Source organism: Pantoea sp. S18 (genome assembly GCF_045689705.1).
GTDB classification, from domain to species: domain Bacteria; phylum Pseudomonadota; class Gammaproteobacteria; order Enterobacterales; family Enterobacteriaceae; genus Pantoea; species Pantoea symbiotica.
Genome location: NZ_CP142688.1, coordinates 2,239,064 through 2,263,201, shown reverse-complemented (window position 1 = coordinate 2,263,201; position 24,138 = coordinate 2,239,064). Strand labels below are relative to the sequence as shown.

Annotated in this window: 24 protein-coding genes, 1 pseudogene and 1 other annotated feature; of the genes and pseudogenes, 8 read left to right on the top strand and 17 right to left on the bottom strand. The window is 53.4% G+C overall.

Features of this window, described 5'->3' with window-relative positions; translation table 11 throughout:
* Positions 1 to 19: 19 nt before the first annotated feature.
* Complete coding sequence (locus tag VIJ98_RS10460) at positions 20 to 349, bottom strand: HI1450 family dsDNA-mimic protein (protein ID WP_196761379.1); 330 nt, start codon at positions 347 to 349, stop codon at positions 20 to 22.
* 37 nt (positions 350 to 386) lie between these two features.
* Entirely contained in the window at positions 387 to 1,847 is a 1,461-nt protein-coding gene (cls, locus tag VIJ98_RS10455) for a cardiolipin synthase (protein ID WP_008106571.1), read from the bottom strand.
* Positions 1,848 to 2,009: 162 nt separating this feature from the next.
* On the opposite strand from cls, the gene VIJ98_RS10450 reads away from it, so the two are divergent.
* Positions 2,010 to 2,183: a YciY family protein gene (locus VIJ98_RS10450; protein ID WP_007892390.1), complete on the top strand. Its 174-nt coding sequence runs from the start codon at positions 2,010 to 2,012 to the stop codon at positions 2,181 to 2,183.
* A 190-nt stretch (positions 2,184 to 2,373) separates the two neighbouring features.
* Here the strand turns inward: VIJ98_RS10450 and VIJ98_RS10445 are convergent, their stop codons facing one another.
* A complete protein-coding gene (locus VIJ98_RS10445) occupies positions 2,374 to 2,670 on the bottom strand; it encodes a YciI family protein (RefSeq protein WP_008106569.1) in 297 nt (98 codons plus the stop codon).
* Positions 2,671 to 2,874: 204 nt separating this feature from the next.
* Here VIJ98_RS10445 and tonB point away from each other — a divergent pair, with 204 nt between their 5' ends.
* On the top strand, positions 2,875 to 3,597 hold the full coding sequence (gene tonB, locus VIJ98_RS10440) for a TonB system transport protein TonB (protein ID WP_323273846.1): 723 nt from the start codon (positions 2,875 to 2,877) through the stop codon (positions 3,595 to 3,597).
* A gap of 54 nt (positions 3,598 to 3,651) precedes the next feature.
* Here tonB and yciA read toward each other — a convergent pair whose 3' ends face one another.
* From yciA to VIJ98_RS10420, 4 genes are read right to left on the bottom strand one after another with little or no spacing between them, the layout of a single operon-like run.
* Entirely contained in the window at positions 3,652 to 4,071 is a 420-nt protein-coding gene (yciA, locus tag VIJ98_RS10435; RefSeq protein ID WP_323273844.1) for an acyl-CoA thioester hydrolase YciA, read from the bottom strand.
* A 54-nt stretch (positions 4,072 to 4,125) separates the two neighbouring features.
* Positions 4,126 to 4,665 carry a septation protein A gene (locus VIJ98_RS10430; protein WP_323273842.1) on the bottom strand — a complete coding sequence of 180 codons (540 nt, stop codon included), beginning with the start codon at positions 4,663 to 4,665 and terminating at the stop codon, positions 4,126 to 4,128.
* A gap of 59 nt (positions 4,666 to 4,724) precedes the next feature.
* Positions 4,725 to 5,459 (bottom strand): YciC family protein, encoded by a 735-nt coding sequence (locus VIJ98_RS10425; RefSeq protein WP_323273839.1) that lies wholly within the window; start codon positions 5,457 to 5,459, stop codon positions 4,725 to 4,727.
* 27 nt (positions 5,460 to 5,486) lie between these two features.
* Positions 5,487 to 5,903, bottom strand: a complete 417-nt coding sequence (locus VIJ98_RS10420; protein ID WP_008106559.1) for a YkgJ family cysteine cluster protein — start codon at positions 5,901 to 5,903, stop codon at positions 5,487 to 5,489.
* 245 nt (positions 5,904 to 6,148) lie between these two features.
* Between VIJ98_RS10420 and ompW the strand changes: the two genes are divergently transcribed.
* A complete protein-coding gene (gene ompW / locus VIJ98_RS10415) occupies positions 6,149 to 6,781 on the top strand; it encodes an outer membrane protein OmpW (protein WP_008106557.1) in 633 nt (210 codons plus the stop codon).
* A gap of 46 nt (positions 6,782 to 6,827) precedes the next feature.
* Here the strand turns inward: ompW and VIJ98_RS10410 are convergent, their stop codons facing one another.
* From VIJ98_RS10410 to VIJ98_RS10385, 6 genes and pseudogenes are all read right to left on the bottom strand, one after another.
* Positions 6,828 to 7,142, bottom strand: a complete 315-nt coding sequence (locus tag VIJ98_RS10410; protein WP_008106555.1) for a BON domain-containing protein — start codon at positions 7,140 to 7,142, stop codon at positions 6,828 to 6,830.
* 247 nt (positions 7,143 to 7,389) lie between these two features.
* Complete coding sequence (gene trpA, locus VIJ98_RS10405) at positions 7,390 to 8,193, bottom strand: tryptophan synthase subunit alpha (protein WP_008106554.1); 804 nt, start codon at positions 8,191 to 8,193, stop codon at positions 7,390 to 7,392.
* Complete coding sequence (trpB, locus tag VIJ98_RS10400) at positions 8,193 to 9,386, bottom strand: tryptophan synthase subunit beta (protein WP_007892408.1); 1,194 nt, start codon at positions 9,384 to 9,386, stop codon at positions 8,193 to 8,195. Before trpB ends, trpA begins: the two co-directional genes overlap by 1 nt.
* A 46-nt stretch (positions 9,387 to 9,432) precedes the next feature.
* Entirely contained in the window at positions 9,433 to 10,800 is a 1,368-nt protein-coding gene (gene trpCF, locus VIJ98_RS10395) for a bifunctional indole-3-glycerol-phosphate synthase TrpC/phosphoribosylanthranilate isomerase TrpF (RefSeq protein WP_154193585.1), read from the bottom strand.
* 1 nt (position 10,801) lies between these two features.
* Positions 10,802 to 12,395: pseudogene (gene trpD / locus VIJ98_RS10390) on the bottom strand (bifunctional anthranilate synthase glutamate amidotransferase component TrpG/anthranilate phosphoribosyltransferase TrpD).
* The gene (locus VIJ98_RS10385; RefSeq protein WP_008106546.1) at positions 12,395 to 13,957 is read right to left on the bottom strand and encodes an anthranilate synthase component 1; all 1,563 of its coding nucleotides are present in this window, start codon (positions 13,955 to 13,957) and stop codon (positions 12,395 to 12,397) included. Before VIJ98_RS10385 ends, trpD begins: the two are co-directional and overlap by 1 nt.
* 23 nt (positions 13,958 to 13,980) lie before the next feature.
* Positions 13,981 to 14,089 (bottom strand) — a sequence feature (Trp leader region).
* 154 nt (positions 14,090 to 14,243) lie between these two features.
* Between VIJ98_RS10385 and rnm the strand changes: the two genes are divergently transcribed.
* Together rnm and VIJ98_RS10375 are read left to right on the top strand one after the other, a co-directional pair.
* Positions 14,244 to 15,128 carry an RNase RNM gene (gene rnm / locus VIJ98_RS10380; protein WP_061718779.1) on the top strand — a complete coding sequence of 295 codons (885 nt, stop codon included), beginning with the start codon at positions 14,244 to 14,246 and terminating at the stop codon, positions 15,126 to 15,128.
* Positions 15,129 to 15,140: 12 nt separating this feature from the next.
* A complete protein-coding gene (locus VIJ98_RS10375) occupies positions 15,141 to 15,761 on the top strand; it encodes an L-threonylcarbamoyladenylate synthase (RefSeq protein WP_008106539.1) in 621 nt (206 codons plus the stop codon).
* On the opposite strand, the gene VIJ98_RS10370 is transcribed toward VIJ98_RS10375, so the two are convergent.
* A complete protein-coding gene (locus tag VIJ98_RS10370) occupies positions 15,762 to 16,418 on the bottom strand; it encodes a serine protease (protein ID WP_175501684.1) in 657 nt (218 codons plus the stop codon). It lies immediately after the preceding gene.
* 817 nt (positions 16,419 to 17,235) lie between these two features.
* Here VIJ98_RS10370 and rluB point away from each other — a divergent pair.
* On the top strand, positions 17,236 to 18,111 hold the full coding sequence (gene rluB, locus VIJ98_RS10365; RefSeq protein WP_008106535.1) for a 23S rRNA pseudouridine(2605) synthase RluB: 876 nt from the start codon (positions 17,236 to 17,238) through the stop codon (positions 18,109 to 18,111).
* Positions 18,112 to 18,148: 37 nt separating this feature from the next.
* On the opposite strand, the gene cobO is transcribed toward rluB, so the two are convergent.
* Both cobO and VIJ98_RS10355 read right to left on the bottom strand, forming a co-directional pair.
* A complete protein-coding gene (cobO, locus tag VIJ98_RS10360) occupies positions 18,149 to 18,736 on the bottom strand; it encodes a cob(I)yrinic acid a,c-diamide adenosyltransferase (protein ID WP_323273833.1) in 588 nt (195 codons plus the stop codon).
* Complete coding sequence (locus VIJ98_RS10355) at positions 18,733 to 19,497, bottom strand: YciK family oxidoreductase (RefSeq protein WP_323273831.1); 765 nt, start codon at positions 19,495 to 19,497, stop codon at positions 18,733 to 18,735. Before VIJ98_RS10355 ends, cobO begins: the two co-directional genes overlap by 4 nt.
* Before the next feature lie 173 nt (positions 19,498 to 19,670).
* On the opposite strand from VIJ98_RS10355, the gene sohB reads away from it, so the two are divergent.
* Positions 19,671 to 20,717 (top strand): protease SohB, encoded by a 1,047-nt coding sequence (gene sohB, locus VIJ98_RS10350; RefSeq protein ID WP_323273829.1) that lies wholly within the window; start codon positions 19,671 to 19,673, stop codon positions 20,715 to 20,717.
* A 26-nt stretch (positions 20,718 to 20,743) separates the two neighbouring features.
* Here sohB and VIJ98_RS10345 read toward each other — a convergent pair whose 3' ends face one another.
* A complete protein-coding gene (locus tag VIJ98_RS10345; protein ID WP_154156300.1) occupies positions 20,744 to 20,992 on the bottom strand; it encodes a DUF2498 family protein in 249 nt (82 codons plus the stop codon).
* A 370-nt stretch (positions 20,993 to 21,362) separates the two neighbouring features.
* Here VIJ98_RS10345 and topA point away from each other — a divergent pair, with 370 nt between their 5' ends.
* Positions 21,363 to 23,960, top strand: a complete 2,598-nt coding sequence (gene topA, locus VIJ98_RS10340) for a type I DNA topoisomerase (RefSeq protein WP_154156298.1) — start codon at positions 21,363 to 21,365, stop codon at positions 23,958 to 23,960.
* Positions 23,961 to 24,138: the final 178 nt, after the last annotated feature.

Here is a 24,138-nt window from a genome sequence, read left to right as displayed (position 1 = left end):
GCGTTTTTCTTTCTGTCTCTTACTCGCGCCACAAGATGTGGCAGAGTTTGTGATCTTTCTCGCGGCACAGCAGGACGCGTGCGAACACATCAGTGATCGGCTCGCCGTCGGCTTCACCCAGGCCAATCACCACTTCTGCGAAGAAGTCCGGGTTGAGATCAAAATCAACATGTTCCTGCCAGTCTTCCGCAGGATCGAACAGTTCCGCGCCACCGCGCTCTTCAAACTGCAGATTGAACAGAATAATGTCAGCGGGATCGAGATTGTCGCCAGCCAGCTCAAGAAAAATATCGTAAGCCTGTTCCAGCGTTTCATCTTCAGTAAGGCGATTATTTAAATCCATGGTCATTCCTGCTTGCCCTGAGGCGGTAATATTTTCGCTCGTTTTACAGTAAAGGACTAAAGAAGTAAAACAGTCGTTCAACGATGCGTTGCCACCAGGCACGTTTAGCCCAGCGAGCGCCATCCAGTAAGCGTGAGCGGGCGATGTAATCGTCCTGCACGGTAGCGAGATCGCTGCCAAAGCCATCATCATCAACCACCAATGTGATCTCAAAATTAAGCCACAGGCTGCGCATATCCAGATTAACAGTGCCGACCAAACTCAACTGCCCATCCACCAGCACACTTTTCGTATGCAACAGGCCATCTTCAAACTGGTAAATCTTTACGCCTGCTTCCAGCAACTCGGTAAAGAAGGCGCGGCTTGCCCAGCCTACCAGCAACGAATCATTGTGGCGCGGCACAATGATGCTCACTTCTACCCCGCGTAACGCCGCGGTACAGATGGCGTGCAGCAGGTCATCGCTTGGCACAAAGTAGGGCGTGGTCATGATCAGCTGCTCGCGCGCGGAGTAAACCGCCGTGAGCAATGCCTGATGGATCATATCTTCCGGGAAACCAGGGCCAGAAGCGATTACCTGAATGGTATGACCGCTCTCCTGTTCGAAGGGCATCACGTTGGCATCTGGCGCGGGCGGCAGAATGCGTTTACCGGTTTCAATCTCCCAGTCGCAGGCATACACAATGCCCATGGTGGTTGCCACTGGACCTTCCATGCGCGCCATCAGATCAATCCACTGGCCCACGCCCGCTTCCTGTTTAAAGAAGCGTGGATCGACCAGGTTCATGCTGCCGGTATACGCGATGTAGTTATCGATCAGCACCACTTTGCGATGCTGACGTAAGTCCATGCGGCGCAGGAACACACGCAGCAGGCTTACCTGCAATGCTTCAACCACATCGATGCCAGCGTTGCGCATCATATTGACCCACGGACTGCGGAAGAAGGTGACGCTGCCTGCTGAATCCAGCATCAAGCGGCAATGCACGCCGCGACGCGACGCGGCCATCAAGGATTCCGCCACTTCATCAGCCAGCCCGCCGGGATGCCAGATATAGAACACCATCTCGATATTGTGACGTGCCAGTTGGATATCACGAATCAGCGCGTGCATCACATCGTCGGAGCTGGTCAGCAACTGCAGCTGATTACCTTTCACGCCCGCAATGCCCTGACGATGGCGGCACAAATCAAACAGGGAACGCGCCACGTCGCTGTGTTCGGTGGCGAAGATATGACGGCACTGTTTGAGATCGTTGAGCCATTTGGCGGTAGAGGGCCACATGGTGCGTGCGCGTTCGGCACGCCGTTTACCTAAATGCAGCTCACCGAAGGAGAGATAGGCGATTATACCCACCAGCGGCAGAATGTAGATGATCAGCAGCCAGGCCATTGCGGAGGTGACTGCGCGGCGTTTCATCAGAATACGTAGCGTGACACCCGCAATCAGCAGCCAGTAACCAAACAGCAGCAACCAACTGATGAGGGTATAAAATGTGGTCATTAAGTGGACATCCTGTTCGCGCTTTGTTGTGCAAAGTTTACGTGCTGATCACAGGTAGTGAAACCTTTAATCGTGAATGACGTTTCGATGAAGCTTTCGATTTGGTATTTCCCAACAGATCTTTATAATGCCTGCCGAGTTTAGCCTGTCTGAGAGGATGTGATGAGACGCAGCAAAAATGAAGTGGCGCGCTGGAGAATGTTACGTCAGGTACACCGTCGTCGTTCTCGCTGGCTGGAAGGGCAGTCGCGTCGTTATAAACGCATCCACACCATTCGTCATCAGGTGGCGCAGCAGCATCGCCGCTCCATCCTGTTTATCTCGCAAATGGTCTAATGGGCTAACGCGGCCACTATGCGCCGCGTAGCACCCGAATAACATTGACCATCTCTACTGCCGCTGCCAGCACAATTAACATCACAATGTGCTGCCGAGCGTTGCGCCAGCCTTGCTGACGCCATAGCCAAAGTGCTCTGCCGATGAGCGCGAATGCTATTACCAGCAGTAAAACTGACTGCCACATAGATTAGAAAACACGTTTGAACGGTTTGACCGCGACTTTCTCATACACGCCTGCGGCAATATAGGGATCGTCCTTGGCCCATGATTCCGCGACTTCCAGTGAAGAGAATTCGGCGATGATCACGGAACCGCTGAAACCGGCCGGGCCTGGATCGTTGCTGTCAACCGCTGGCAGCGGACCCGCCGCAATCAGTCGACCTTCATCTTGCAACAGCTGTAAACGAGCAAGATGCGCGGGACGTACCGAGTTGCGTTTTTCCAGTGAATCAGCGGTATCTTCCGCATAAATGACGTAAAGCACGATGGGATACTCCCGTTAGACTTGCCGAAATTGCGTGACACGTTAAGTGATCGTTAATCAGAGTGCAAACGAAAGATAAATACGCTGTCATTCAGCGCAATCAGGGTTAAAAAAGGCCTTTCTGCAGCCACATTTACATCGCTTATTGAAACTGATTGCTATTTGCATTTAAAATCTGCGCTTCACTCAATGAACATGAATGATATGACCACGTTGACTACGCCTTTACCTACACGTACCCCCATTGCTGTAATTTTATCCGTGGTACTTCACGGTTCGTTGATCGCTGGCATTCTCTATGCATCGTTTCATCAGGTCATTGAAGTTCCAAAAGCGTCGCAGCCAATCAGCGTTTCGCTGGTAGCGCCTGAAGTGCAACCCGAACCTGCACCTGCCCAGGTTACGCCACCACCTCCCGAGCCTGAGCCGGAACCTGAAGTAGCGCCAGAGCCGCCGAAGGTTGAGCCGGTGCCGATTCCTAAACCGGAGCCTAAGCCAAAACCTAAACCGAAACCAAAGGTTGAAAAGAAGGTTGAGCCGAAACCGCGTCAGGAAGTGAAGCCGCAGGAAAATCCGGTGAAGCAGGACGCGCCAACCACGCAGACGCGTCCAACCACCGCGCCGAAAGCCAATCCAACCGCAACGCCAAGCATCTCTGATGGCCCGAAAGCGATGAACGTCAGCAAACCAGCCTATCCGGCGCGTGCGTTCGCGCTGCGCGTTGAGGGGCGTGTACGCGTGCAGTTTGATGTTGATAGTGAGGGACGTGTCGATAACGTTCAGATTTTATCGGCTGAACCGCGCAACATGTTTGAGCGCGAAGTGAAGCAGGCGATGAAAAAATGGCGTTATCAGCCGGGTCGTCCGGGCAAGAATCTGACCATGAATATCGTGTTCCGCATCAACGGCGGCGCCAATATCGAATAAGTACTGCTGTTTGATAGGCAAAAAGAAAGCGGTCAGATGACCGCTTTTTTAGTGTTACAAATCGCGTAAATTGCTTCTGCCGGGCGGTAACGGGCGAGATTGCCCGGTATTGTCGACAGCGACGTAGACAAATACCGCTTCGGTTGCGCAGTAAGTCTGTCCAATGGGTTCGGACGACACTTTCTTGATCCACACTTCGACGTTAATGGTCATGGAACTGTTGCCGGTGCGGATGCAGCGTGCGTAGCAGCTCACTACATCGCCAACCGCTACGGGTTTAAGGAACGTCATTCCATCCACGCGCACGGTAACAACACGTCCTTCGGCAATCTCTTTCGCCTTGATTGCGCCGCCCATATCCATCTGCGACATCAACCAACCACCAAAGATATCACCGTTGGCATTGGTGTCCGCTGGCATTGCCAGGGTACGCAACACCATCTCGCCTTGCGGCGACTTATGTTTTTCGTCCATTGCTCAGTTCTTCTGCAGGTGAAGAGAAGCCCGACGTTGTCGGGCGGAGTGGCATTATTTTTGTTCTTGTTGCGGCATCTGTCGCCAGATATACATGCCGCTTAACAGGGTAAAGAGTAGGGTCAGGCCGGTCAGACCGAACACTTTAAAGTTAACCCAAAATTCCTGCGATAACCAAAACGCAACATAAATATTCGCTAAGCCGCAGGCGAGGAAGAAAATTGCCCAAGCGATGTTGAGATTGCGCCACACGCCTGACGGCAATTGCAACTCTTTACCCAGCATGGTTTGGATCAGCGGTTGCTTCATAAACCACTGGCTGTAGAGCAGCGCGACGGCAAACAGCGAATAAATTACCGTGACTTTCCATTTGATAAATTCATCGTTGTGGAACACCAGCGTCAGCGTGCCGAATACCGCAACCAGCACAAAAGTAAAAATGGTCATCTTTTCCAGCTTGCGGTAAAGCACCCAACTGACGACCAGCGCCAGACCGGTGGCAACAATCAGTGCACCGGAGGCGACAAAGATGTCGTACAGCTTGTAGAAGATGAAGAAAACCACCAGGGGAAGAAAATCGAGTAACTGCTTCATAGCGTTTCCAATTAGGGCAGGAGCGTTCAGTTATGGCGCCCGGGTGAGCGCCATAACGATTAACGTAACAGCATATACAGCCGGTACAGATAGATGACCAGTACAGCGGAGACCAGATTACCCAGCGCGTTCAACACCACGGAGGCGATGTTGGCGGGCAGCACGGTCAGCGATGAAAAGAAGAACATCAGCACAATTTTGGCCAGCAGCCACAGCACAATGGCCGGTGCGATAACCTTAATATTCTTCCATGCGAGACGCATGCTGGCGCGCATCGCACCGATCACGCCGAGCTTCTCATTGGCGAGAATCACTGGCGCCAGTGAAAACAGGATGGCCAGAATCACGCCCGGCACCATCAGCACCATAAAGCCCAGCTGTACCAGCAAGGTGATCAGGAAGGTTTGCAGCAGCAGCTTTGGCAGGATCGGCGCAGACGCACCAATAGCACGCAGTGCGCTCACGCGTTGTCCCCCCGACACCATTGGGATCAGGAATAGCATGCCACCCAGCAGCAGCGTATTACCAATCAATGCAGCAAACGTGCCCGCAGCGGAAGCGCGCAGCAAAATACGCTGCTGATCCGGAGACATATTTTGTACCAGCTCAAACAGCGAGGATGCGCTGTCATCTGACTGGCTCAACAATGAGAGCTGGTCTTCACCTGGCGTTAACGCGTGGCCGACGATCACAGTAATGAACGAGGTCAGCAGCGCCAGCAATAAAATAGTAACCAACTGATGGCGCAAAAAATTTCCTGTGTCACGGTATAACGAGCTTGCCGTGATAGACATGTAAACTCCTTGAAAGAACCGGATTAATTAACCCGGCGATTGTACATGTTCTACTGGCGTGCTGGCACCCGCATTGGGATAACTTTCTGTCATAACAGGTAAAGAAGGGTGAAAAAGCGCAGGAAGACCATAGCGAGCACGGGCGCGGTCGCAGGCTTCGTTCAATTCACCGTTCTCGCCGGACATTGAAAACTCCCGACAAGGTGACGGACGCTGCTGATAAATGCCGCAGGAGACGCAACCGCCGACCTCTCCCTCTAACGCAACACAGCGCGGTTGGTGTTGGTTGGTGCCGCGCATATTGCGCATAAACAGGCCTAACGGCTCGGTTAATTCAACGGGAACGGCACCGGCGCCATCATCGGCTTCGGCCCAGTAAAAAGAAACACGGAAATGCGCGCAGCATGCGCCACAGGTCACACAAGGGTTTAGTAAATCGCTCATCTGATCGCCCGCCACCTCTAAGGCATCGAACCAAAATCACACAGGGGAAAGGTAAAATAATCACGGCGGAAAATTTTCGCAAGCGGACTTTTATTACGCGGTGTAAGGCCAAAATTGATCTGAATCAATCCATTGTTTTTTAAGTGATTAATTTAGGTTGATGCAGATGATCTTTTACCAAAAAAGGGGTAAATGTTGTGCCGCATTCAACATCGAGACCCATCTTTTTTGGCAAAGGAGTGATTATGAAACTGGCAAAATGCGCACTGCTGATGGCGCTGGCAATTCCGCAACTGGCTCTGGCTCATGAAGCCGGTGATTTCTTTATGCGCGCAGGTAGCGCCACCGTCCGTCCGACCGAAGGCTCTGACAATGTGCTGGGTATGGGCGGCTTTAACGTCAGCAACGATACGCAACTGGGTTTAACTTTTACCTATATGGCGACGGATAACATCGGCGTTGAGCTGCTGGCCGCCACACCGTTCCGTCATAAGGTTGGACTGGGCGCCACCGGAAATCTGGCTACCGTGCGCCAGCTGCCGCCAACCTTAATGGCGCAGTACTATTTCTTTGATAGCAAAAGCAAAGTTCGCCCGTATGTGGGCGTTGGTATTAACTACACCACCTTCTATGATGCCAAATTCAACCAAACTGGACAGGATGCCGGCTTAAGCGACCTGAGCGTGAAAGACTCGTGGGGCATGGCGGGCCAGGTTGGTCTGGATTATCAAATCAACCGCGACTGGATGCTGAACGCATCGTTGTGGTACATGGACATTGATACCGAAGTGAAATTCAAAGCCGGTGGTGAGCAGCAAAACATCAACACGCGTATCGATCCGTGGGTGTTCTTCTTTGGAGCGGGATATCGTTTCTAATCGGCAAGCAGAAATGAAGCGGGCGACCAGAAGGTCGCCCGTTGTGTTATTTGATCTGCATATTGTTAACCACAGACTTCACGCCTGCCACGCTACGCGTTACGGCAACAGCGCGATTAGCCATCTGCGGTGAGCTGACAAAACCGCTCAGCTGAACTTTACCCTTAAAGGTTTCAACATTGATTTCGGTCGATTTCAGCGACTCGTCATTCAACAGCTGAGCCTTAACTTTGGTGGTTACCACGGTATCGTCGATGTAACCGCCAGTGCCTTCTTTGGTTGCTGTGGGGGCACACGCGCTAAGAGCCAGCGCCATTACCGCAGCCATCATAAATCCTGCAACGACTTTAAAAAAATTCATTGGTTATCTCCCTGTCTTAGATGATGTTTCGCCGCAATGGGGCGGCGCAGTTAATTGTGGTCTGGCGATGCGAAATCGGCAAATCGGCACGTGCGAAAAAGTGAGAAATAGGGAATTTTTGCCACTTATTGATCCAATCCCAGTTTTAGCCGGGTATGAAAAGCTGAGAGTGGCCGAGAAAATGAGCGGGGGAGGTTTATGACGGTAAAAAGGCCTTATCCGCACGGGAATAAGGCCCTGAAGGATTTTAGCGAGTGGCCGCTTTCAGGCTACTAACAAAGGCTTTCAGCTCGCTGAGCAGCGTTGCCGGATCATTCTGATTACGCTCAATGATTTTCACAATCGCCGAGCCGGAAATAGCGCCCGCCGCACCCGCAGCGATCGCTTCTTTCACCTGGCCAGGCTCAGAGATACCAAAGCCCTGCAGAGGTGGCGCAGCGTTAAACTCACGCAGTTTTTCGATCAGGTGGTGCAGCGGCAGGCTGGCGCGATTTTCTGAACCGGTGACGCCTGCGCGTGACAGCAGATAGGTATAACCGCGACCGTGCGCAGCAATCTCACGCAGCAGTTCATCGTCGGCATTTGGCGGACAGATAAAGATCGGTGCCACATTGTGGCGCATGGCAGCCTGACGGAACGGCGCAGACTCTTCCAGCGGCACATCAGCAACCAGCACGGAATCGACGCCCACCGCTTCACACTGCGCATAAAAGTTATCGATACCTTTGCTGAACACCAGATTAGCGTACATCAGCAAGCCAATCGGTAGGTCGGGATATTTCTGACGCACGGTCGCCAGAATTTCAAAACACTGCGCCACGGTGGTGCCGGAAGCAAAGGCACGCAGCGTCGCGCCCTGAATAGTTGGGCCATCGGCCAGCGGATCCGAGAACGGAATTCCGAGCTCTAACGCGTCCGCACCGCCTTCCACCAAAGTATCGATTATTTTCAGCGACAGTTCAGGTGATGGATCGCCGAGGGTAACGAAGGGGACAAACGCGCCTTCTTTCTGCGCCGACAGACGTTGAAACAGCTGATTATAACGTTCCATCAGATCTCTCCCTTGGCTTTCAAAATATCGTGAACGGTGAAGATGTCTTTATCGCCGCGTCCGGAAAGGTTAACTACCAGCAGCTGCTCTTTTTCCGGATTCTCGCGGATCATTTTCAGCGCATGTGCCAGCGCGTGTGAGGATTCGAGTGCAGGAATAATTCCTTCAGCACGGCACAGCTCTTTGAAGGCGCTGAGCGCTTCATCATCGGTGATCGAAACATATTCTGCGCGGCCGATACTGTTCAGATGCGCATGTTGAGGTCCCACCGATGGGAAGTCCAGACCCGCCGAGATGGAGTAGGATTCTTCAATCTGCCCCTCTTCGGTCTGCATCATCGGCGCTTTCATGCCGAAGTAGATCCCAACGCGACCGTGCTTAAGCGGCGCACCGTGTTCACCGGTTTCGATTCCGTGACCCGCCGGCTCAACACCGATCAGGCCAACGCTTTCTTCTTCGATGAAGTCAGCGAACATGCCGATAGCGTTCGAACCACCGCCCACGCAGGCTAACACCGCATCGGGCAGACGACCTTCGCGCTCCAGAATCTGAGCTTTGGTCTCTTCGCCAATCATACGCTGGAATTCACGTACGATCGTCGGGAACGGGTGCGGGCCTGCGGCGGTGCCGAGCATGTAGTGCGCGGTTTCATAGCTGCCAGACCAGTCGCGCAGCGCCTCGTTACAGGCATCTTTCAGCGTGGCTGAGCCGCTATGCACTGGAATCACTTCCGCGCCCATCAAACGCATACGGAATACGTTTGGTGACTGACGTTCAACATCTTTCGCGCCCATATAGATGCGGCACTTCATACCCAGCAGGGCACAGGCTAACGCTGATGCGACACCATGTTGACCGGCACCGGTTTCCGCGATGATCTCGTTTTTGCCCATACGCTTGGCCAACAGCGCCTGACCCAGCACCTGATTGGTTTTGTGCGCGCCACCGTGCAGCAAATCTTCACGCTTAAGATAGAGGCGGGTTTTGGTACCTTTGGTCAGGTTGCTACACAGCGTCAAAGCCGTTGGGCGTCCAGCGTAGTTTTTCAGCAGGTCAGTAAACTCGGCCTGAAACTCGGGATCGCGCTGCGCTTCAACAAACGCATTTTCCAGCTGGCGCAAGGCTGGCATCAGGATTTGCGGCACATATTGGCCGCCAAACTCGCCAAAATAGGGATTCAATAACGTGGTCATTTTTTCATCTTCCTTATTCGGCCCGCGCGATGGCGGGCAAGCGAAATTAATAGGCGCGCAGCGTGCGGAATACCGCCGCGACTTTGCTGGCATCTTTAATGCCTGGCGCAGATTCTACGCCGGAGTTGAAATCGAGGCCGGCACAGCCCAACTGCGCGGCTTCAACGCAGTTGTCAGCGCTTAAGCCCCCGGCCAGCAATACGTTGCTGAGATCCTGGCCTTGCAGCAGTGACCAATCGAAACGCTGGCCGGTGCCGCCCTGGCCGTTATCGAACACGTAGCGATCGACGTGCGGCCAGTCGCGCGCAGGTAAGTGATCTTTGATGCTCAGCGCTTTCCAGATTTTAGTGTCTGCTGGCAGCGCCTGACGCAGTTGTGCGACAAACGCCTGATCTTCATCGCCGTGCAATTGTACTGCGGCCAGTTTTAACGTCTCCGCAAGCGTGACAATGTCACTTAAAGCATTGTTGCGGAACACGCCAACATACTTCAGCGGGGCAGCAGCCTGAACCAACTGCGCTTGCTCAATGCTGATTTTACGCGGCGAGCCTTCAGCGAAGATCAAGCCACCGTAAATGGCGCCAGCTTCCTGCGCTGCACGCGCATCTTCAGCGCGGGTCAGGCCACAGACTTTGTTATCGCCAAGCAACACGCGACGAACGCCAGCGGTGAGATCCGCTTCTTCCATCAGCGCGGAGCCAATCAGGAAGCCGTTAGCGAAGTGGCTTAATTCACGTACCTGCGCGTAATTGTGGATGCCGGATTCGCTGATGACGGTGACGCCATGTCCGAGACGCGGCGCTAACTGACGTGTGCGGTTCAGGTCGATCGACAGGTCGCGCAGGTCGCGGTTATTAATGCCGACGACTTTGGCTTCCAGCGCGATGGCACGTTCCATCTCTTCTTCATTACTTACTTCGGTCAGAACGCCCATTTTCAGGCTGTGCGCCACGGCGGCGAGCTGACGATATTGCTCATCATCCAGCACCGACAACATCAGCAGGATGGCATCGGCTTGATAATGGCGCGCCAGATAGATCTGGTACGGATCGATGATGAAGTCTTTGCACAACACCGGTTGCGTGATGGCGGCGCTGACAATCGGCAGGAACGCAAAATCGCCCTGGAAGTATTTTTCATCGGTTAACACCGATACCGCAGAAGCGTGATGACGGTAAACGCCAGCAATAGTCGCGGGATCGAAATCCTCGCGAATCAGCCCTTTGGAAGGCGAGGCTTTTTTGCATTCCAGGATGAATACGGTGCGTGAGCCACGCAGTGCATCGTAAAAATGACGTTCCGCAGGCTGCAAATCGTTCTGGAAGGTGGCCAGCGGCTGCTGTGCTTTGCGCGCTTCAACCCAGACGGCTTTATCTTGTACGATTTTCTCTAAAACAGTGCCCTTAATACTCATCTCATCCTCTCGCTGCCAGAGCGACAACGCGCTCGTAGGCCTGTCCGCTGCGAATGGCAGCGATGGCGCGTTGTGCGTTGTCGCGCAAATCTTCATTTCCGAACACTTTCAGTAACATTGCGACGTTCACCGCAACCGCCTGCTCATGGGCGGGCTGGCCTTTACCCTGGAGTAAACGGGTCAGAATGTCACGGTTTTCTTCCGGCGTGCCGCCTGCCAACGCGTCTTTATCATGGAAGCCAAAACCGAAGTCTTCTGGCGTCAGCTGATAGCCGGTGATTTCGCCATCACGCAGCTCAGCGACCTGCGTTGGGCTGTGCAGCGCCACTTCATCCATGCCGCCGCCGTGTACCACGGCGGCACGTTGATAGCCGAGCACTTTCAGCGTTTGAGCGATCGGCAGCACCAGCTCCGGGCTATAAACGCCAATCACCGCCAGTGGTGGACGCGCGGGATTGATCAGCGGCCCCAGCACGTTAAAGATCGTACGGGTTTTCAACTGCTGACGTACCGGCATCGCGTGACGAAAACCGCTGTGATACTGCGGGGCAAACAGGAAGCAGACGTTGAGATCGTCCAGCGCCTGGCGTGCCTGTTCAGCAGGCATATCCAGATTGATGCCAAATGCTGCCAGCAGATCGGAAGATCCAGATTTGCTGGAGACGCTGCGATTGCCGTGCTTCGCCACTTTCAGGCCACAAGTTGCCGCGACAAAGGCGCTGGCGGTAGAAATATTGATGCTGTTGCTGCCGTCACCGCCGGTACCCACGATATCGGCAAAGGTGTAATCCGGACGCGGGAACGGTTTCGCATCGGCCAGCAGCGCGGAAGCGGCACCAGCGATCTCTTCCGGACGCTCGCCTCGGACTTTCATGGCGATCAGCGCGGCGGCTAACTGCGTTGGCTCCAGCTGACCGGTGATAATCGCGCTAAATAGCTGGTGGCTTTCGCCCTGGCTCAGCGTCTCGGACTGATAAAGTTTTTCCAGAATAGTTTGCATCATAATCTCCCTATTACTTCGCCAGCGCCCAGGCCAACGTCTGTTCTAACAAGCGCGCGCCCTGAGTGGTGAGAATGGATTCGGGGTGGAACTGGAAGCCACACACACGGTCGGCATCGTGGCGCACGGCCATCACCATGCCGTTGTAGCTGGCGTTAACGGTCAATTCGGCTGGCGTATTGCTGCCGACCAGCGAGTGATAGCGTGCCACCGGCAGCGGATTGCTCAGGCCCGCGAACATGCCTTCGCCATCGTGGGTAATAGAAGACGCTTTGCCGTGCAGGATCTCGCCGGCCTGGCCGACATGTCCGCCGTAAGCTTCAACAATCGCCTGATGACCGAGACAGATCCCGATAATCGGCAGGCGGCCGCGCAGCGCTTGCAGTAAATCTGGCATGCAACCGGCATCTTTCGGCGCGCCCGGACCCGGCGACAGCATCAGAATCGGATTTTCCATCTGCTGCAGGCGTTCAATCAGCACTTCAGCGGGCACGTTGTTGCGGTAAATCACCACGTTGTGGCCGAAGGTACGCAGCTGGTCAACGAGGTTGTAAGTAAAGGAGTCGATGTTATCGAGCAGCAGGATATCGGCCATCAGAAAATCTCCTTGCAGTGATGGGCTGTTGCGATGGCACGCAATACCGCGCGCGCTTTGTTGCGGCTCTCGTCCGCTTCTGCCTGTGGCTGTGAATCCAGCACCACACCAGCGCCGGCTTGCACGGTGGCGACGCCGTCTTCGACCCACGCAGAGCGGATAACGATGCAGGTATCCAGATCGCCGTTAGCGGTGAAATAGCCGACTGCGCCGCCGTAGCTGCCGCGACGTGTGCCTTCTTTTCCGGCTATCAGCTGCATCGCACGCACTTTAGGTGCGCCACTCAGCGTGCCCATGTTCATGCAGGCGCGGTACGCGTGCAGCACGTCGAGGTCTGCGCGCAGCGTGCCGACCACGCGTGACACCAGATGCATCACGAACGAATAGCGGTCCACTTTGGTCAGGTCAGCCACGTAGCGGCTGCCCGGCACGCAGATGCGCGCCAAATCGTTACGCGCTAAATCCACCAGCATCAGGTGCTCGGCCATCTCTTTATGGTCGGTGCGCATTTCCAGTTCGATGCGGCTGTCGAGATCGCGATCCAGCGAGCCATCAGCATGGCGGCCACGTGGGCGTGTGCCGGCAATCGGGTAGATCTCAATCTGGCGCGAGGTCGCGTCATATTTCAATGAGCTTTCTGGCGAGGCGCCAAACAATGCGAAGTCCTGATCCTGCATAAAGAACATATAAGGGCTTGGGTTGCTGTTTTTCAGCGTGTCGTAAGCGGCCAGTGGAGAAGGGCACGGCAGCGAGAAGCGACGTGAAGGGACAACCTGGAAGATTTCACCGATGCGAATCGCTTCCTGCATCTCACGCACCACGTTGCAATACTCTTCGTCGCTTTGACTGGTGCTCAGCGTCATTTGCTCGACGCGCTGGACCGGCAATGCGGGCGCAGCTTGCGTCATCTGGCCGCGCAGTTGTTCAATGCGGCCTTGCAGGCGCTGGAACTCGCTGGTCGATGGGCTGAACAAGCTGGCCTGCAGACGCGCCGTGCGTTGCTGGTGGTCGATCACCAGTAAAGTTTCGGCCAAATAGAAGCAGTAATCCGGGCAACGCTGTTCGTTGCGCAGCTCTGGCAGATCTTCGAAACCCGCGACTAAGTCATAAGCGAACAATCCACCGAGCAACATCGCTTCACGCTCTTCTTCCGGGCTGTTCACCAGTTGCGGAATCAGGCGCAGCGCATCAAACACAGAAAGGGCCTTCAGGCGCGAATCTTCGTCCTGCATACCTTGCGGCTGAGTGAAATGCAGCTCGCGGCCATCGGGGCGCACATCGATGCGCACTTCAGGTGGCAGCGCCTCGTCCAGCAGCGGCAAGATGGCGCGACCATTTTCCGACAGCGCTTTGATGGTGACGATGTTGCCCAACGCGCTGACGCGTAGCGCGCTATCGACGATTAACAGGCTTTTCAGGTTTTGTTTGCTGTCGATATCAGCGGATTCAAGCAGCAGAGTTGCTGGACGTGCGCCGCATAACTGATGAAACACTGCGGCCGGATCTTCGCGGTAGGGCGCGGTACCGGTTATCAACTTCAATGTAGGTTTCGCAATAGCCATAATGGATTCTCTGAATTTCGCTCAAAAAAAAGCCCGCTCGGTGGCGGGCTTAGGTATCAATCTGCACTGCGGTTACGCGAGTTGTGCACGACGATGTCGCCCGATAAAGGGATCTTCGCGCCACCAACCATTTAAAAGCGTACCGAAAATAGTCATGATTAAATACCCGTTACGTGTGAACTTGTGTACTAGTTAACTGGTTCGGACGAAAAATGTCAATACCCTTTTTCAGCCAGGGACAAAATCGTTATCATGCCTGCCGGTTTATGCAGTTGCTGGAGTTATCTTGTCGGACATCGCTCGTTTTCCCCTTTATGATTTACACAGCCATACGCTGGCTTCTGACGGCTTATTAACGCCAACCGCGCTGGTGCAGCGTGCGGTTGAGATGAAAGTCGGCGTGCTGGCGATCACCGATCACGACACGGTGGCGGGCGTGGCAGAAGCGCAGGCAGCAGTGGTGCAACAGGATCTGCCGATCCGCGTGCTAGCCGGTTTAGAAGCGTCAACCTTATGGGAAAACCACGAAATCCACATTGTGGGGCTGAATGTCGATTGCCAGCATCCCGCGTTGACTGAATTCCTCGCGCAGCAGCATCAGACACGTGTGGATCGCGCGCAGCAGATTGCCGAACGCCTTGAGCGCGCGCGCATTCCTGATGCGCTGGCCGGAGCCCAACGTCTGGCGCAAGGCGGCCTGATTACACGTGGCCATTTTGCGCGTTATCTGGTGGAGATTGGCAAAGCCGATAATATGGCGCAGGTGTTCAAGAATTATCTGGCGCGCGGGAAAACCGGCTACGTGCCTCCGCAATGGTGTACAATTAAACAAGCCATTGATGCTATTCATCATTCTGGCGGCTATGCCGTTTTGGCGCATCCCGGTCGTTATGGTTTGTCGGCTAAATGGTTGAAGCGGCTGATTGCGCATTTTGCCGACGTGGGCGGCGATGCCATGGAAGTCGCGCAGTGTCAGCAAGCGCCAAACGAGCGCACGCAGCTGGCAACCTATGCGCGCGACCATCAGTTAGCCGGGTCGCAGGGATCAGATTTTCACCAACCTTGTCCGTGGATAGAACTGGGACGCAAGTTATGGTTACCGGGCGGCGTGGAGCCGGTTTGGGAACGCTTCCCCGAGTTGGCGCCCAGCATTGCTGTTGCAGACAGGTGATATGAGGTTTTTATGAGTCAATATTTTCACATTCATCCCGACAATCCGCAGCCGCGCCTGGTGAATCAGGCCGTTGATTATCTGAACAAAGGCAGCGTGATTGTATATCCAACCGATTCTGGCTATGCGCTGGGTTGTCGTCTGGAAGAGAAAAATGCCATGGAGCGCATTTGTCGCATTCGCCAATTGGATGGCAATCACAACTTCACGCTGATGTGTCGCGATTTGTCGGAGCTGTCGACATATGCGCAGGTGGATAACTCCGCGTTTCGCATCCTGAAAAATAACACGCCGGGCAATTACACCTTCATTTTGAAGGCGACCAAAGAAGTGCCGCGTCGTCTGATGAATGACAAACGTAAAACTATCGGTCTGCGCGTGCCGTCGAATCCGGTAGCGCTGGCAATATTGGAGCGCCTCAACGAACCGATGATGTCGACTTCGCTGATGCTGCCGGGCAATGATTTTACCGAATCCGATCCGGAAGAGATTCAGTACAGCATTGGCAAGCTGGTGGATCTGATCATCGATGGCGGTACGCTGGGACAGCAGCCGACCACGGTGATCGATCTCACCAGCGATGCGCCAGTAGTGGTGCGCGAAGGCGTCGGTGACACCCGCCCGTTCGAGTAATCATGCATGGTCAGGCGTGGCGTTCTGCGTCTGACCAATATTGGATTCCAGCCAATTTTTGAAATCCCCGTACGGAATATAGAGAGAGACATCTTTTAAGATGACTTTCTTGCTGCGCACGTTAGATATTTCGTGGCTGTAACCGACAATCACGCCGCCAATAGTTTGGTCAGCATTATATACCGCGCCACCTGACATTCCTTGCACAACACCAGCATTTGATGCCATCGCCATGCAGGGCTTTTTATTCCATTTATTGGTAATTGCGGTGCGCGCTAAATTAACGCCGCTCGATTCCACCGGCATAGCGGAAATAAAGCTGTAACCGTACATTTTAATCGGTTCACCAATCGCACCGCTGCGGAATTTAGCCAGCGTTTCTGGGCTGTTCTTATGATAAATAATCGCGACGTCGCAATAGGGATGATAAGCCTTCACACGTTGCACGGCGGTTTTTGCCACGTGCGCTGCCGTCAGGCTGTATTCTGGCGTCAAAGGAATGGTTGTGCCGAGGATGCCCAAACCCAGCACAGTAGGGATGCCTGTCACGCTCATATCAACGTGTTGCATCGCAGTACGACTGTACTCAGTGTGGCCCACGGAACAACCGCTCAGTGCCAGCGCAGCAAGCGCAGGCCAAAGCAGAGAGGTTTTCATGGCAGTGATCTTCATTAAAGCATGTCCGTAAAATCCCTGGTGAAGACTTTCGACATGCAAATTAAATTCATTCCGTAAATGAATAAACGCGTCAAATCCCGCGCGCGCCGGTTTATAATATCAGTGAAATTACACAGTGTTCGTTAATGGTTTGTTAGTTGAACGAATATAAATAGTAAATAAGAGCTATGTTATTATGACGACTCACTGGATTTCAGGCTTAAATTTTACACAGTTTTTTCTTCAGAACAATTCATCAAATTTAATATTAATCAAAAAATACAAAAATACAGACTTAATCCAACCTGTAGTGCCAATAAACTATCAATTTACATTTATTGCCAGAAAAGGGCTTATTTAACGCCATTAAATAGTTTTTTATGCTGTTTTGTCTTTTTTAATTAGATTTAAAGTTTGCGATTATCCTTAAGCGTGGCGCGCAATACTGCCTTGGCAGTATTGCGAAGCGCTAATGTATCAGGTGGCTTAAGTCGGGCGCAGATTCAGGCGGGAACGGTAAGCGGCAAGTAACAATATTTCAGTGACTTGGCGTGAATGCTGATGACGAAAAGGAGATCGATCTATCAGTCAGCTGAATGTTTATTGTCGTGGTGCTAATTAAGCCGTTTTTAACGGACCCTCTGTTATCGGCAGCAAAGGAAAAGGTGTTAACAAAACTTGCGTTAGTGTAAAATCGCGGGCCGTCTGAGATTGCAGCAGCGATGCAGAGCGGTAACAGATTCTGATATGGGAATTGGTAATCCCTGTATCGTACCTCTTCTTACCACGACGCCTGGGAAGGCGACAACGAGGCTCCATGAGCGAAAAATTACAGAAAGTATTAGCGCGCGCCGGTCACGGTTCGCGTCGCGAAATCGAAACCATGATTTCAGCCGGACGCGTCAGCGTTGACGGCAAACTGGCGACGCTTGGCGATCGTGTTGAAAGTGATAAATCCCTGAAAATTCGTATTGATGGCCATCTGGTGTCTATCGCTGAGTCGGCAACCGAAGTGTGCCGCGTACTCGCGTATTACAAACCGGAAGGTGAACTCTGCACGCGTAACGATCCGGAAGGGCGTCCAACCGTGTTTGATCGTCTGCCGCGTCTGCGTGGTTCACGCTGGATTGCCGTTGGTCGTCTGGATGTGAATACCTGCGGTTTGATGCTATTCACCACTGATGGTGAACTGGCTAACCGTTTGATGCACCCTAGCCGTGAAGTTGAGCGTGAATACGCAGTTCGCGTGTTTGGTGAAGTCGATGACGATAAAATCCGTCAGCTGAGCAAAGGCGTACAGCTGGAAGATGGCCCGGCATCGTTCAAAACCATCAAGTTTGCCGGTGGCGAAGGCATTAACCAATGGTACAACGTGACGCTGACCGAAGGACGTAACCGCGAAGTGCGTCGTCTATGGGAAGCGGTCGGCGTGCAGGTTAGCCGCCTGATGCGTGTGCGTTACGGTGATATCCAGTTGCCGAAGGGCTTGCCACGTGGCGGCTGGATCGAGATGGAATTACCTGCGGTCAACTATCTGCGTACGTTAGTCAGTATGCCGGAAGAGACGGTGACTAAAGTTGCCGTCGAAAAGGATCGTCGTCGCACCAAGGCTAACCAAATCCGTCGTGCGGTAAAACGTCACGGTGTGGTGAGCAACAATCCGCGTCGTAATAACACCAAACGCGGTTCCTGATGCGAAACCTGACGCCGTAATTTGCGGCGTCAGCGTTTTACCAGTCTATTCCTTGCTGTGCCTGAATTCCCGCATCGAACGCATGCTTCACCGGACGCATTTCCGTCACGGTATCCGCCAAATCCAGTAACGTACGATGACAGCCGCGACCGGTAATGATCACGCTTTGCTGTGCAGGGCGCTGGTTCAGCACATCCACCAACTCATTTAAATCCAGATAATCCATGCTCACCATGTAAGTGATTTCATCCAGAATCACCAGATCGACGCTGTCATCGGCCAACATGCGACGCGCCTGCCGCCACACCAACTGACAGGCGGCGGTATCGGTCTCGCGGTTCTGCGTATCCCAGGTAAATCCCGTGGACATCACCTGAAATTCGACGCCGTGCTGCTCCAGCAAGTTGCGTTCACCGTTTGGCCATTCGCCTTTAATAAACTGAACCGCCGCCACTTTTTTGCCGTGCCCACAGGCGCGTAAGGCGGTGCCGAAAGCGGCGGTGGTTTTGCCTTTGCCGTTACCGGTGAACACCATCAAAATGCCGCGCGTTTCGGTGGCGGCGGCGATACGGGCATCGACTTGCTCTTTCAGTCGCTGCTGACGTTGCTGATGGCGATCGCTCATGCGGTTGCTGGCCCCGCTTTACGTCCCGGCTGCGCATCGAAGCTGGTACCGGTTTTACGACGACTGTCATCGCCCATTAAATAGAGGTAGAGCGGCATCAAATCAGCCGGGGTTTTAAGTAAATTGGCATCCTCTTCCGGGAAGGCGCTGGCGCGCATTTTGGTGCGCGTGCCGCCAGGATTGATGCAGTTCACTCGCAGATGACGGTTTTTATACTCGTCTGCCAGTACCTGCATCATTCCTTCAGTGGCAAACTTCGAAACCGCATACGCGCCCCAGCCGGCACGTCCGGTGCGGCCCACGCTGGAAGTGGTAAACACCAGCGATCCGGCATCCGATTGCAGCAGCAGCGGCAGTAATGCCTGGGTTAAATAGAAGGTGGCATCAAGGTTAATCTGCATCACGTCACGCCAGATCTGCGGATCGAGTTCTTCCAGCGGCACAATCTCGCCCAGAATGCCGGCGTTGTGCAGCACGCCATCCAGACGCGGCACCAGAGCAGCGACCTGATCGGCCAGCTGCTGGCAGCTTTCTGGCGTGGCTTCAGCCAGATCCAGTAATAAAGAAGACGCAGGCTGCTTGTTTAACTGGTTGATGGCTTGCTCAGTTTTCTGCAGCGAGTCGGCGTTGCGTCCCAGCAGGATGACGCGCGCGCCGTAGCGCGCATAGGTCAACGCTGCTTCACGGCCAATGCCGTCGGAAGCGCCGGTGACGAGAATGATGCGATTTTCCAGCAGATCGCTTTTCGGTTGATAATGCACAGCGATGTCCTTTGCTCGGGTCAGGAGGTTTTTGGCTTTATGCCTGAATTTGCCGCGCGGTGCAATCGCTTAGCCTCGCATTCTGTGCCGCCTGCGGGCATTTCAGGCGACGACAGCGCGTAAAGCGGGTAAACTTGAAGCTGTTGTAATTTACTGTTTAATAAGGCGGCAGAATGGATTTTTTCTCCAGTTACGGATTATTTCTGGCTAAGGCCGTCACCGTGGTGGTGGCGATCGCGGCTATTGTTCTGATTGTGCTTAATGCCGCGCTGCGTAAACGTCACAGTAGCGGCCAGCTGCGTTTGACGCATCTTGATGATGACTATCGTGAGATGAAGGAGGATCTGCAGCTCGCCAAAATGAAGCCACAGGCGCAAAAAGTGTGGCTCAAGCAGCATAAGAAAGAAGAGAAGCAAAAGTCGAAAGCCGATAAACGCAATGCCAAAGCGGGCGTGAGCGAGACGCTGAAGCCCACGCTGTATGTGCTGGAGTTCAAAGGCAGCATGGACGCGAGTGAAGTCACTTCATTACGTGAAGAGATCTCCGCGGTGCTGGCGGTTGCGCTGCCGGGTGATGAAGTGCTGCTGCGTCTGGAAAGCCCAGGCGGTGTGGTACACGGCTACGGTTTGGCGGCTTCGCAGCTGCAACGCCTGCGTGATGCCGGCCTGCAATTGACAGCAGTAGTGGATAAAGTCGCTGCCAGCGGCGGGTACATGATGGCTTGCGTAGCGGATCGCATCGTCGCCGCTCCGTTTTCTATTATTGGTTCGATTGGCGTGGTCGCGCAGATCCCTAACTTCAACCGTCTGTTAAAGCGTAACGATATTGACGTTGAACTGCATACCGCCGGTCAATACAAACGTACTTTGACGCTGTTTGGTGAAAACACCGACGAAGGGCGCGAGAAATTCCAGGAAGATCTCAATGAAACGCATCAGCTATTTAAGGATTTCGTACAGCAGATGCGTCCGTCGCTTGATCTGAATAAAGTGGCGACCGGCGAGCATTGGTATGGCCGTCAGGCGCTGGATTTAGGTCTGATCGATGAAATCGGCACCAGTGATGCGTTGATTATCAAGCATATGGATCGCTTCACCGTGTTAGGCGTGCACTATGCACGTAAGCGTAAAATGATGGATCGCTTTACTAACAGCGCCAGTCTGGCGGCAGAGCGGTTGATTCTGAAAATTTGGCAGCGCGGCGAGAAGCCGCTGTTGTAACCGAGCCCGGCAATTGCCGGGCTTTTTTATGCCAGATGATATTGAGAGGAGAGTTCGACCGCGAGGTGTTTAAACACATTAAATACCGTGGTGGTTTTGGCCGTAGGCAAGCCTTGATCATCGAGAAAATAGGGACCGCGAAACACCAAAACCTCACCTTGCTGAATCACGTCATTAGCTTCTAATCCGACAAAATAATTGTCGTGCTGCGTGATCATCTGATTGGCTATTTCCAGTAACGCGTGGCGTGAAATAGATTCTGTTGGCACTGACATTTTTCACCTCTTTTTTGACAGCCATTTTTCTCCTTCTATATTACTTGCGAGCTATCGCGTTCAGCAAATCAGCATTGCGTCATAAAACTGGCGCAAAATTAGGCAGAATGCTAATTAAGTTGCGTAACGGATTTTATCAGGTAGAGTGTGGGCGATTCAGCTTTCAGGGAGATCACACCCGGATGTGTGGTTCTGTCAGATGGAAAACTCGCTCCTAATCATAAAGTTGCAGAAGTCGACGCAATCTGACCTGAGATTATCCCTGCTGCCTTGAAATGCGAAATGCTGGCAGCAATATTGAACCCATTGGGTTTTGGGACCTCCAATTCTCTCCCGTTTATCAGGACGTTTCATTTAGGTAAAGGTACATATGGGTAAATCACTCGTAATCGTTGAGTCCCCGGCAAAGGCCAAAACAATCAATAAATACCTCGGTAATGACTACGTGGTGAAATCCAGTGTCGGTCATATCCGTGATTTGCCGACCAGCGGTTCAACTGCCCGTAAAAGTGCCGACGGGGAAAAAGCGAAACCTGGAAAAAAGGTAAAAAAGGATGAGAAAGCCGCACTCGTAAACCGCATGGGTGTTGATCCATGGCATGGTTGGGAAGCGGATTATCAAATTCTGCCGGGCAAAGAGAAAGTTGTCGCTGAGCTGAAAAACCTGGCTGCCGATGCAGACCACATCTATCTCGCAACCGACCTTGACCGCGAAGGGGAAGCCATTGCCTGGCACCTGCGGGAAGTGATCGGTGGGGACGATAAGCGCTTTAGCCGCGTGGTGTTTAACGAAATCACCAAGAATGCGATTCGTCAGGCGTTCGACAAGCCGGGCGAGCTCAATATTGAACGTGTCAACGCACAGCAAGCGCGTCGTTTTATGGATCGCGTGGTGGGTTACATGGTGTCGCCGCTGCTGTGGAAGAAAATTGCTCGTGGCCTGTCAGCCGGTCGCGTTCAGTCGGTTGCTGTGCGTTTGGTGGTTGAGCGCGAGCACGAAATCAAAGCCTTCGTACCAGAAGAGTATTGGGAAATCGATGCTGATTTCGCCACGCCGAAAGGCGCCGATCTGGCTATGCAGGTTACGCATCAGAATGACAAAGCGTTCCGCCCGGTTAATCGTGAGCAAACTCACGCGGCGGTGGCGATTTTGCAGAAAGCGCGTTACGAAGTGCTGGACCGTGAAGACAAACCGACCAGCAGCAAGCCTTCTGCACCATTTATTACCTCAACGCTGCAACAGGCAGCGAGTACGCGTCTGGGCTTCGGCGTGAAGAAGACCATGATGATGGCGCAGCGCTTGTATGAAGCGGGCCACATCACCTATATGCGTACCGACTCCACCAACCTGAGCCAGGATGCCGTGGCGATGGCGCGTGGCTATGTTGAGAGCAGCTTCGGTAAAAAGTATCTGCCAGAAGCGCCGAATACCTATGCGAGCAAAGAGAATTCTCAGGAAGCGCACGAAGCGATTCGTCCTTCTGATGTGAATATCGTCGCTGAGCAGTTGAAAGATATGGAAGCTGACGCGCAGAAACTGTATCAGCTGATTTGGCGCCAGTTCGTTGCCTGCCAGATGGTACCGGCTCAGTACGACTCCACCACGTTGACCGTGGGCGCGGCTGAATTCAAATTGAAAGCCAAAGGTCGTACGCTGCGTTTCGATGGCTGGACGCGCGTGATGCCTGCGCTGCGTAAAAATGATGAAGATCTGACGCTGCCGCCAGTTGATGTTGGCGACATGCTGGATCTTAAAGAGCTGATGCCAAGTCAGCACTTCACCAAACCGCCAGCGCGCTTTAGCGAAGCGTCACTGGTCCGTGAGCTGGAAAAACGCGGCATTGGTCGTCCATCTACTTATGCCTCGATTATCTCCACCATTCAGGATCGTGGTTACGTGCGTGTTGAGAACCGCCGTTTCTACGCTGAAAAAATGGGTGAAATTGTTACCGATCGTCTTGAGTCTAATTTCCGCGAGCTAATGAATTACGATTTCACCGCGCGCATGGAAAATAGCCTCGATCAGGTGGCGAATAATGAAGCCGAATGGAAAGCGGTGCTCGATTCCTTCTTCAGTGATTTTAGCCAGCAGTTAGATGATGCTGAGAAAGATCCGGAAGAGGGCGGCATGCAGCCAAACCAGATGGTGTTGACGTCGATTGACTGTCCAACCTGTAGCCGTCCGATGGGAATTCGCACCGCCAGTACCGGCGTGTTCCTCGGTTGCTCGGGTTATGCGTTGCCGCCGAAAGAGCGCTGCAAGCAGACCATCAACCTGATCCCAGAAAATGAAGTGCTCAACGTGCTGGAAGGCGATGATGCTGAAACCAACGCGCTGCGCGCCCGTCGTCGTTGCCAGAAGTGTGGCACCGCGATGGACAGCTATTTGATCGATAACCAGCGCAAGCTGCACGTCTGCGGAAATAACCCAGAGTGCGACGGCTACGAGATCGAGCAGGGCGAATTCCGCATCAAGGGCTACGATGGTCCGATTGTTGAGTGCGAGAAATGTGGTTCTGAGATGCACCTGAAAATGGGGCGCTTCGGTAAGTACATGGCCTGTACCAACGACGAGTGCAAAAACACCCGTAAGATTCTGCGTAATGGTGATGTCGCGCCGCCGAAAGAAGATCCGGTGCCGCTGCCAGAACTGCAGTGTGAAAAATCGGATGCTTACTTTGTGTTGCGTGATGGTGCCGCAGGCGTGTTCCTTGCCGCGAATACCTTCCCGAAATCACGTGAAACGCGCGCGCCGTTGGTGGAAGAGCTGCAACGCTTTGCCGACCGTCTGCCAGAGAAGCTGAAATATCTGTCAGAAGCGCCAGCCGCCGATCCGGAAGGGAATAAGACGATGGTGCGTTTCAGTCGCAAGACGAAACAGCAATATGTCTCTTCCGAAAAGGATGGCAAAGCCACTGGCTGGTCAATGTTCTATATTGACGGCAAATGGCAGGAAGTGAAGAAGTAATTCCCCACAAGGCCAGCATCCGCTGGCCTTTCTCTTATCCTTATAGCTAATCGTTCTACATTCTTCCTTTAACTGATATAGTAGTTATAGAACTCTTTTCGTTTCGCTGACTCGCTTTCCCTCCCTCACCGCAATCAAGGCGGAAACACGTCTGCCGGGAATGCACCTCTGTCGCTAC

Excerpts from the sequence above, each read along its gene's own strand:
- yciA (WP_323273844.1), bottom strand. The coding sequence starts at position 4,071 with ATGGACGAAAAACATAAGTCGCCGCAAGGCGAGATGGTGTTGCGTACC.
- topA (WP_154156298.1), top strand. The coding sequence starts at position 21,363 with ATGGGTAAATCACTCGTAATCGTTGAGTCCCCGGCAAAGGCCAAAACA.
- tonB (WP_323273846.1), top strand. The coding sequence starts at position 2,875 with ATGACCACGTTGACTACGCCTTTACCTACACGTACCCCCATTGCTGTA.
- cobO (WP_323273833.1), bottom strand. The coding sequence starts at position 18,736 with ATGAGCGATCGCCATCAGCAACGTCAGCAGCGACTGAAAGAGCAAGTC.
- VIJ98_RS10450 (WP_007892390.1), top strand. The coding sequence starts at position 2,010 with ATGAGACGCAGCAAAAATGAAGTGGCGCGCTGGAGAATGTTACGTCAG.
- trpB (WP_007892408.1), bottom strand. The coding sequence starts at position 9,386 with ATGACCACGTTATTGAATCCCTATTTTGGCGAGTTTGGCGGCCAATAT.
- trpA (WP_008106554.1), bottom strand. The coding sequence starts at position 8,193 with ATGGAACGTTATAATCAGCTGTTTCAACGTCTGTCGGCGCAGAAAGAA.
- sohB (WP_323273829.1), top strand. The coding sequence starts at position 19,671 with ATGGATTTTTTCTCCAGTTACGGATTATTTCTGGCTAAGGCCGTCACC.
- VIJ98_RS10370 (WP_175501684.1), bottom strand. The coding sequence starts at position 16,418 with ATGAAAACCTCTCTGCTTTGGCCTGCGCTTGCTGCGCTGGCACTGAGC.
- VIJ98_RS10425 (WP_323273839.1), bottom strand. The coding sequence starts at position 5,459 with ATGTCTATCACGGCAAGCTCGTTATACCGTGACACAGGAAATTTTTTG.
- VIJ98_RS10420 (WP_008106559.1), bottom strand. The coding sequence starts at position 5,903 with ATGAGCGATTTACTAAACCCTTGTGTGACCTGTGGCGCATGCTGCGCG.
- cls (WP_008106571.1), bottom strand. The coding sequence starts at position 1,847 with ATGACCACATTTTATACCCTCATCAGTTGGTTGCTGCTGTTTGGTTAC.
- ompW (WP_008106557.1), top strand. The coding sequence starts at position 6,149 with ATGAAACTGGCAAAATGCGCACTGCTGATGGCGCTGGCAATTCCGCAA.
- VIJ98_RS10385 (WP_008106546.1), bottom strand. The coding sequence starts at position 13,957 with ATGGCTATTGCGAAACCTACATTGAAGTTGATAACCGGTACCGCGCCC.
- rluB (WP_008106535.1), top strand. The coding sequence starts at position 17,236 with ATGAGCGAAAAATTACAGAAAGTATTAGCGCGCGCCGGTCACGGTTCG.
- VIJ98_RS10375 (WP_008106539.1), top strand. The coding sequence starts at position 15,141 with ATGAGTCAATATTTTCACATTCATCCCGACAATCCGCAGCCGCGCCTG.
- VIJ98_RS10345 (WP_154156300.1), bottom strand. The coding sequence starts at position 20,992 with ATGTCAGTGCCAACAGAATCTATTTCACGCCACGCGTTACTGGAAATA.
- VIJ98_RS10410 (WP_008106555.1), bottom strand. The coding sequence starts at position 7,142 with ATGAATTTTTTTAAAGTCGTTGCAGGATTTATGATGGCTGCGGTAATG.
- VIJ98_RS10430 (WP_323273842.1), bottom strand. The coding sequence starts at position 4,665 with ATGAAGCAGTTACTCGATTTTCTTCCCCTGGTGGTTTTCTTCATCTTC.
- VIJ98_RS10460 (WP_196761379.1), bottom strand. The coding sequence starts at position 349 with ATGACCATGGATTTAAATAATCGCCTTACTGAAGATGAAACGCTGGAA.
- trpCF (WP_154193585.1), bottom strand. The coding sequence starts at position 10,800 with ATGAGTATTAAGGGCACTGTTTTAGAGAAAATCGTACAAGATAAAGCC.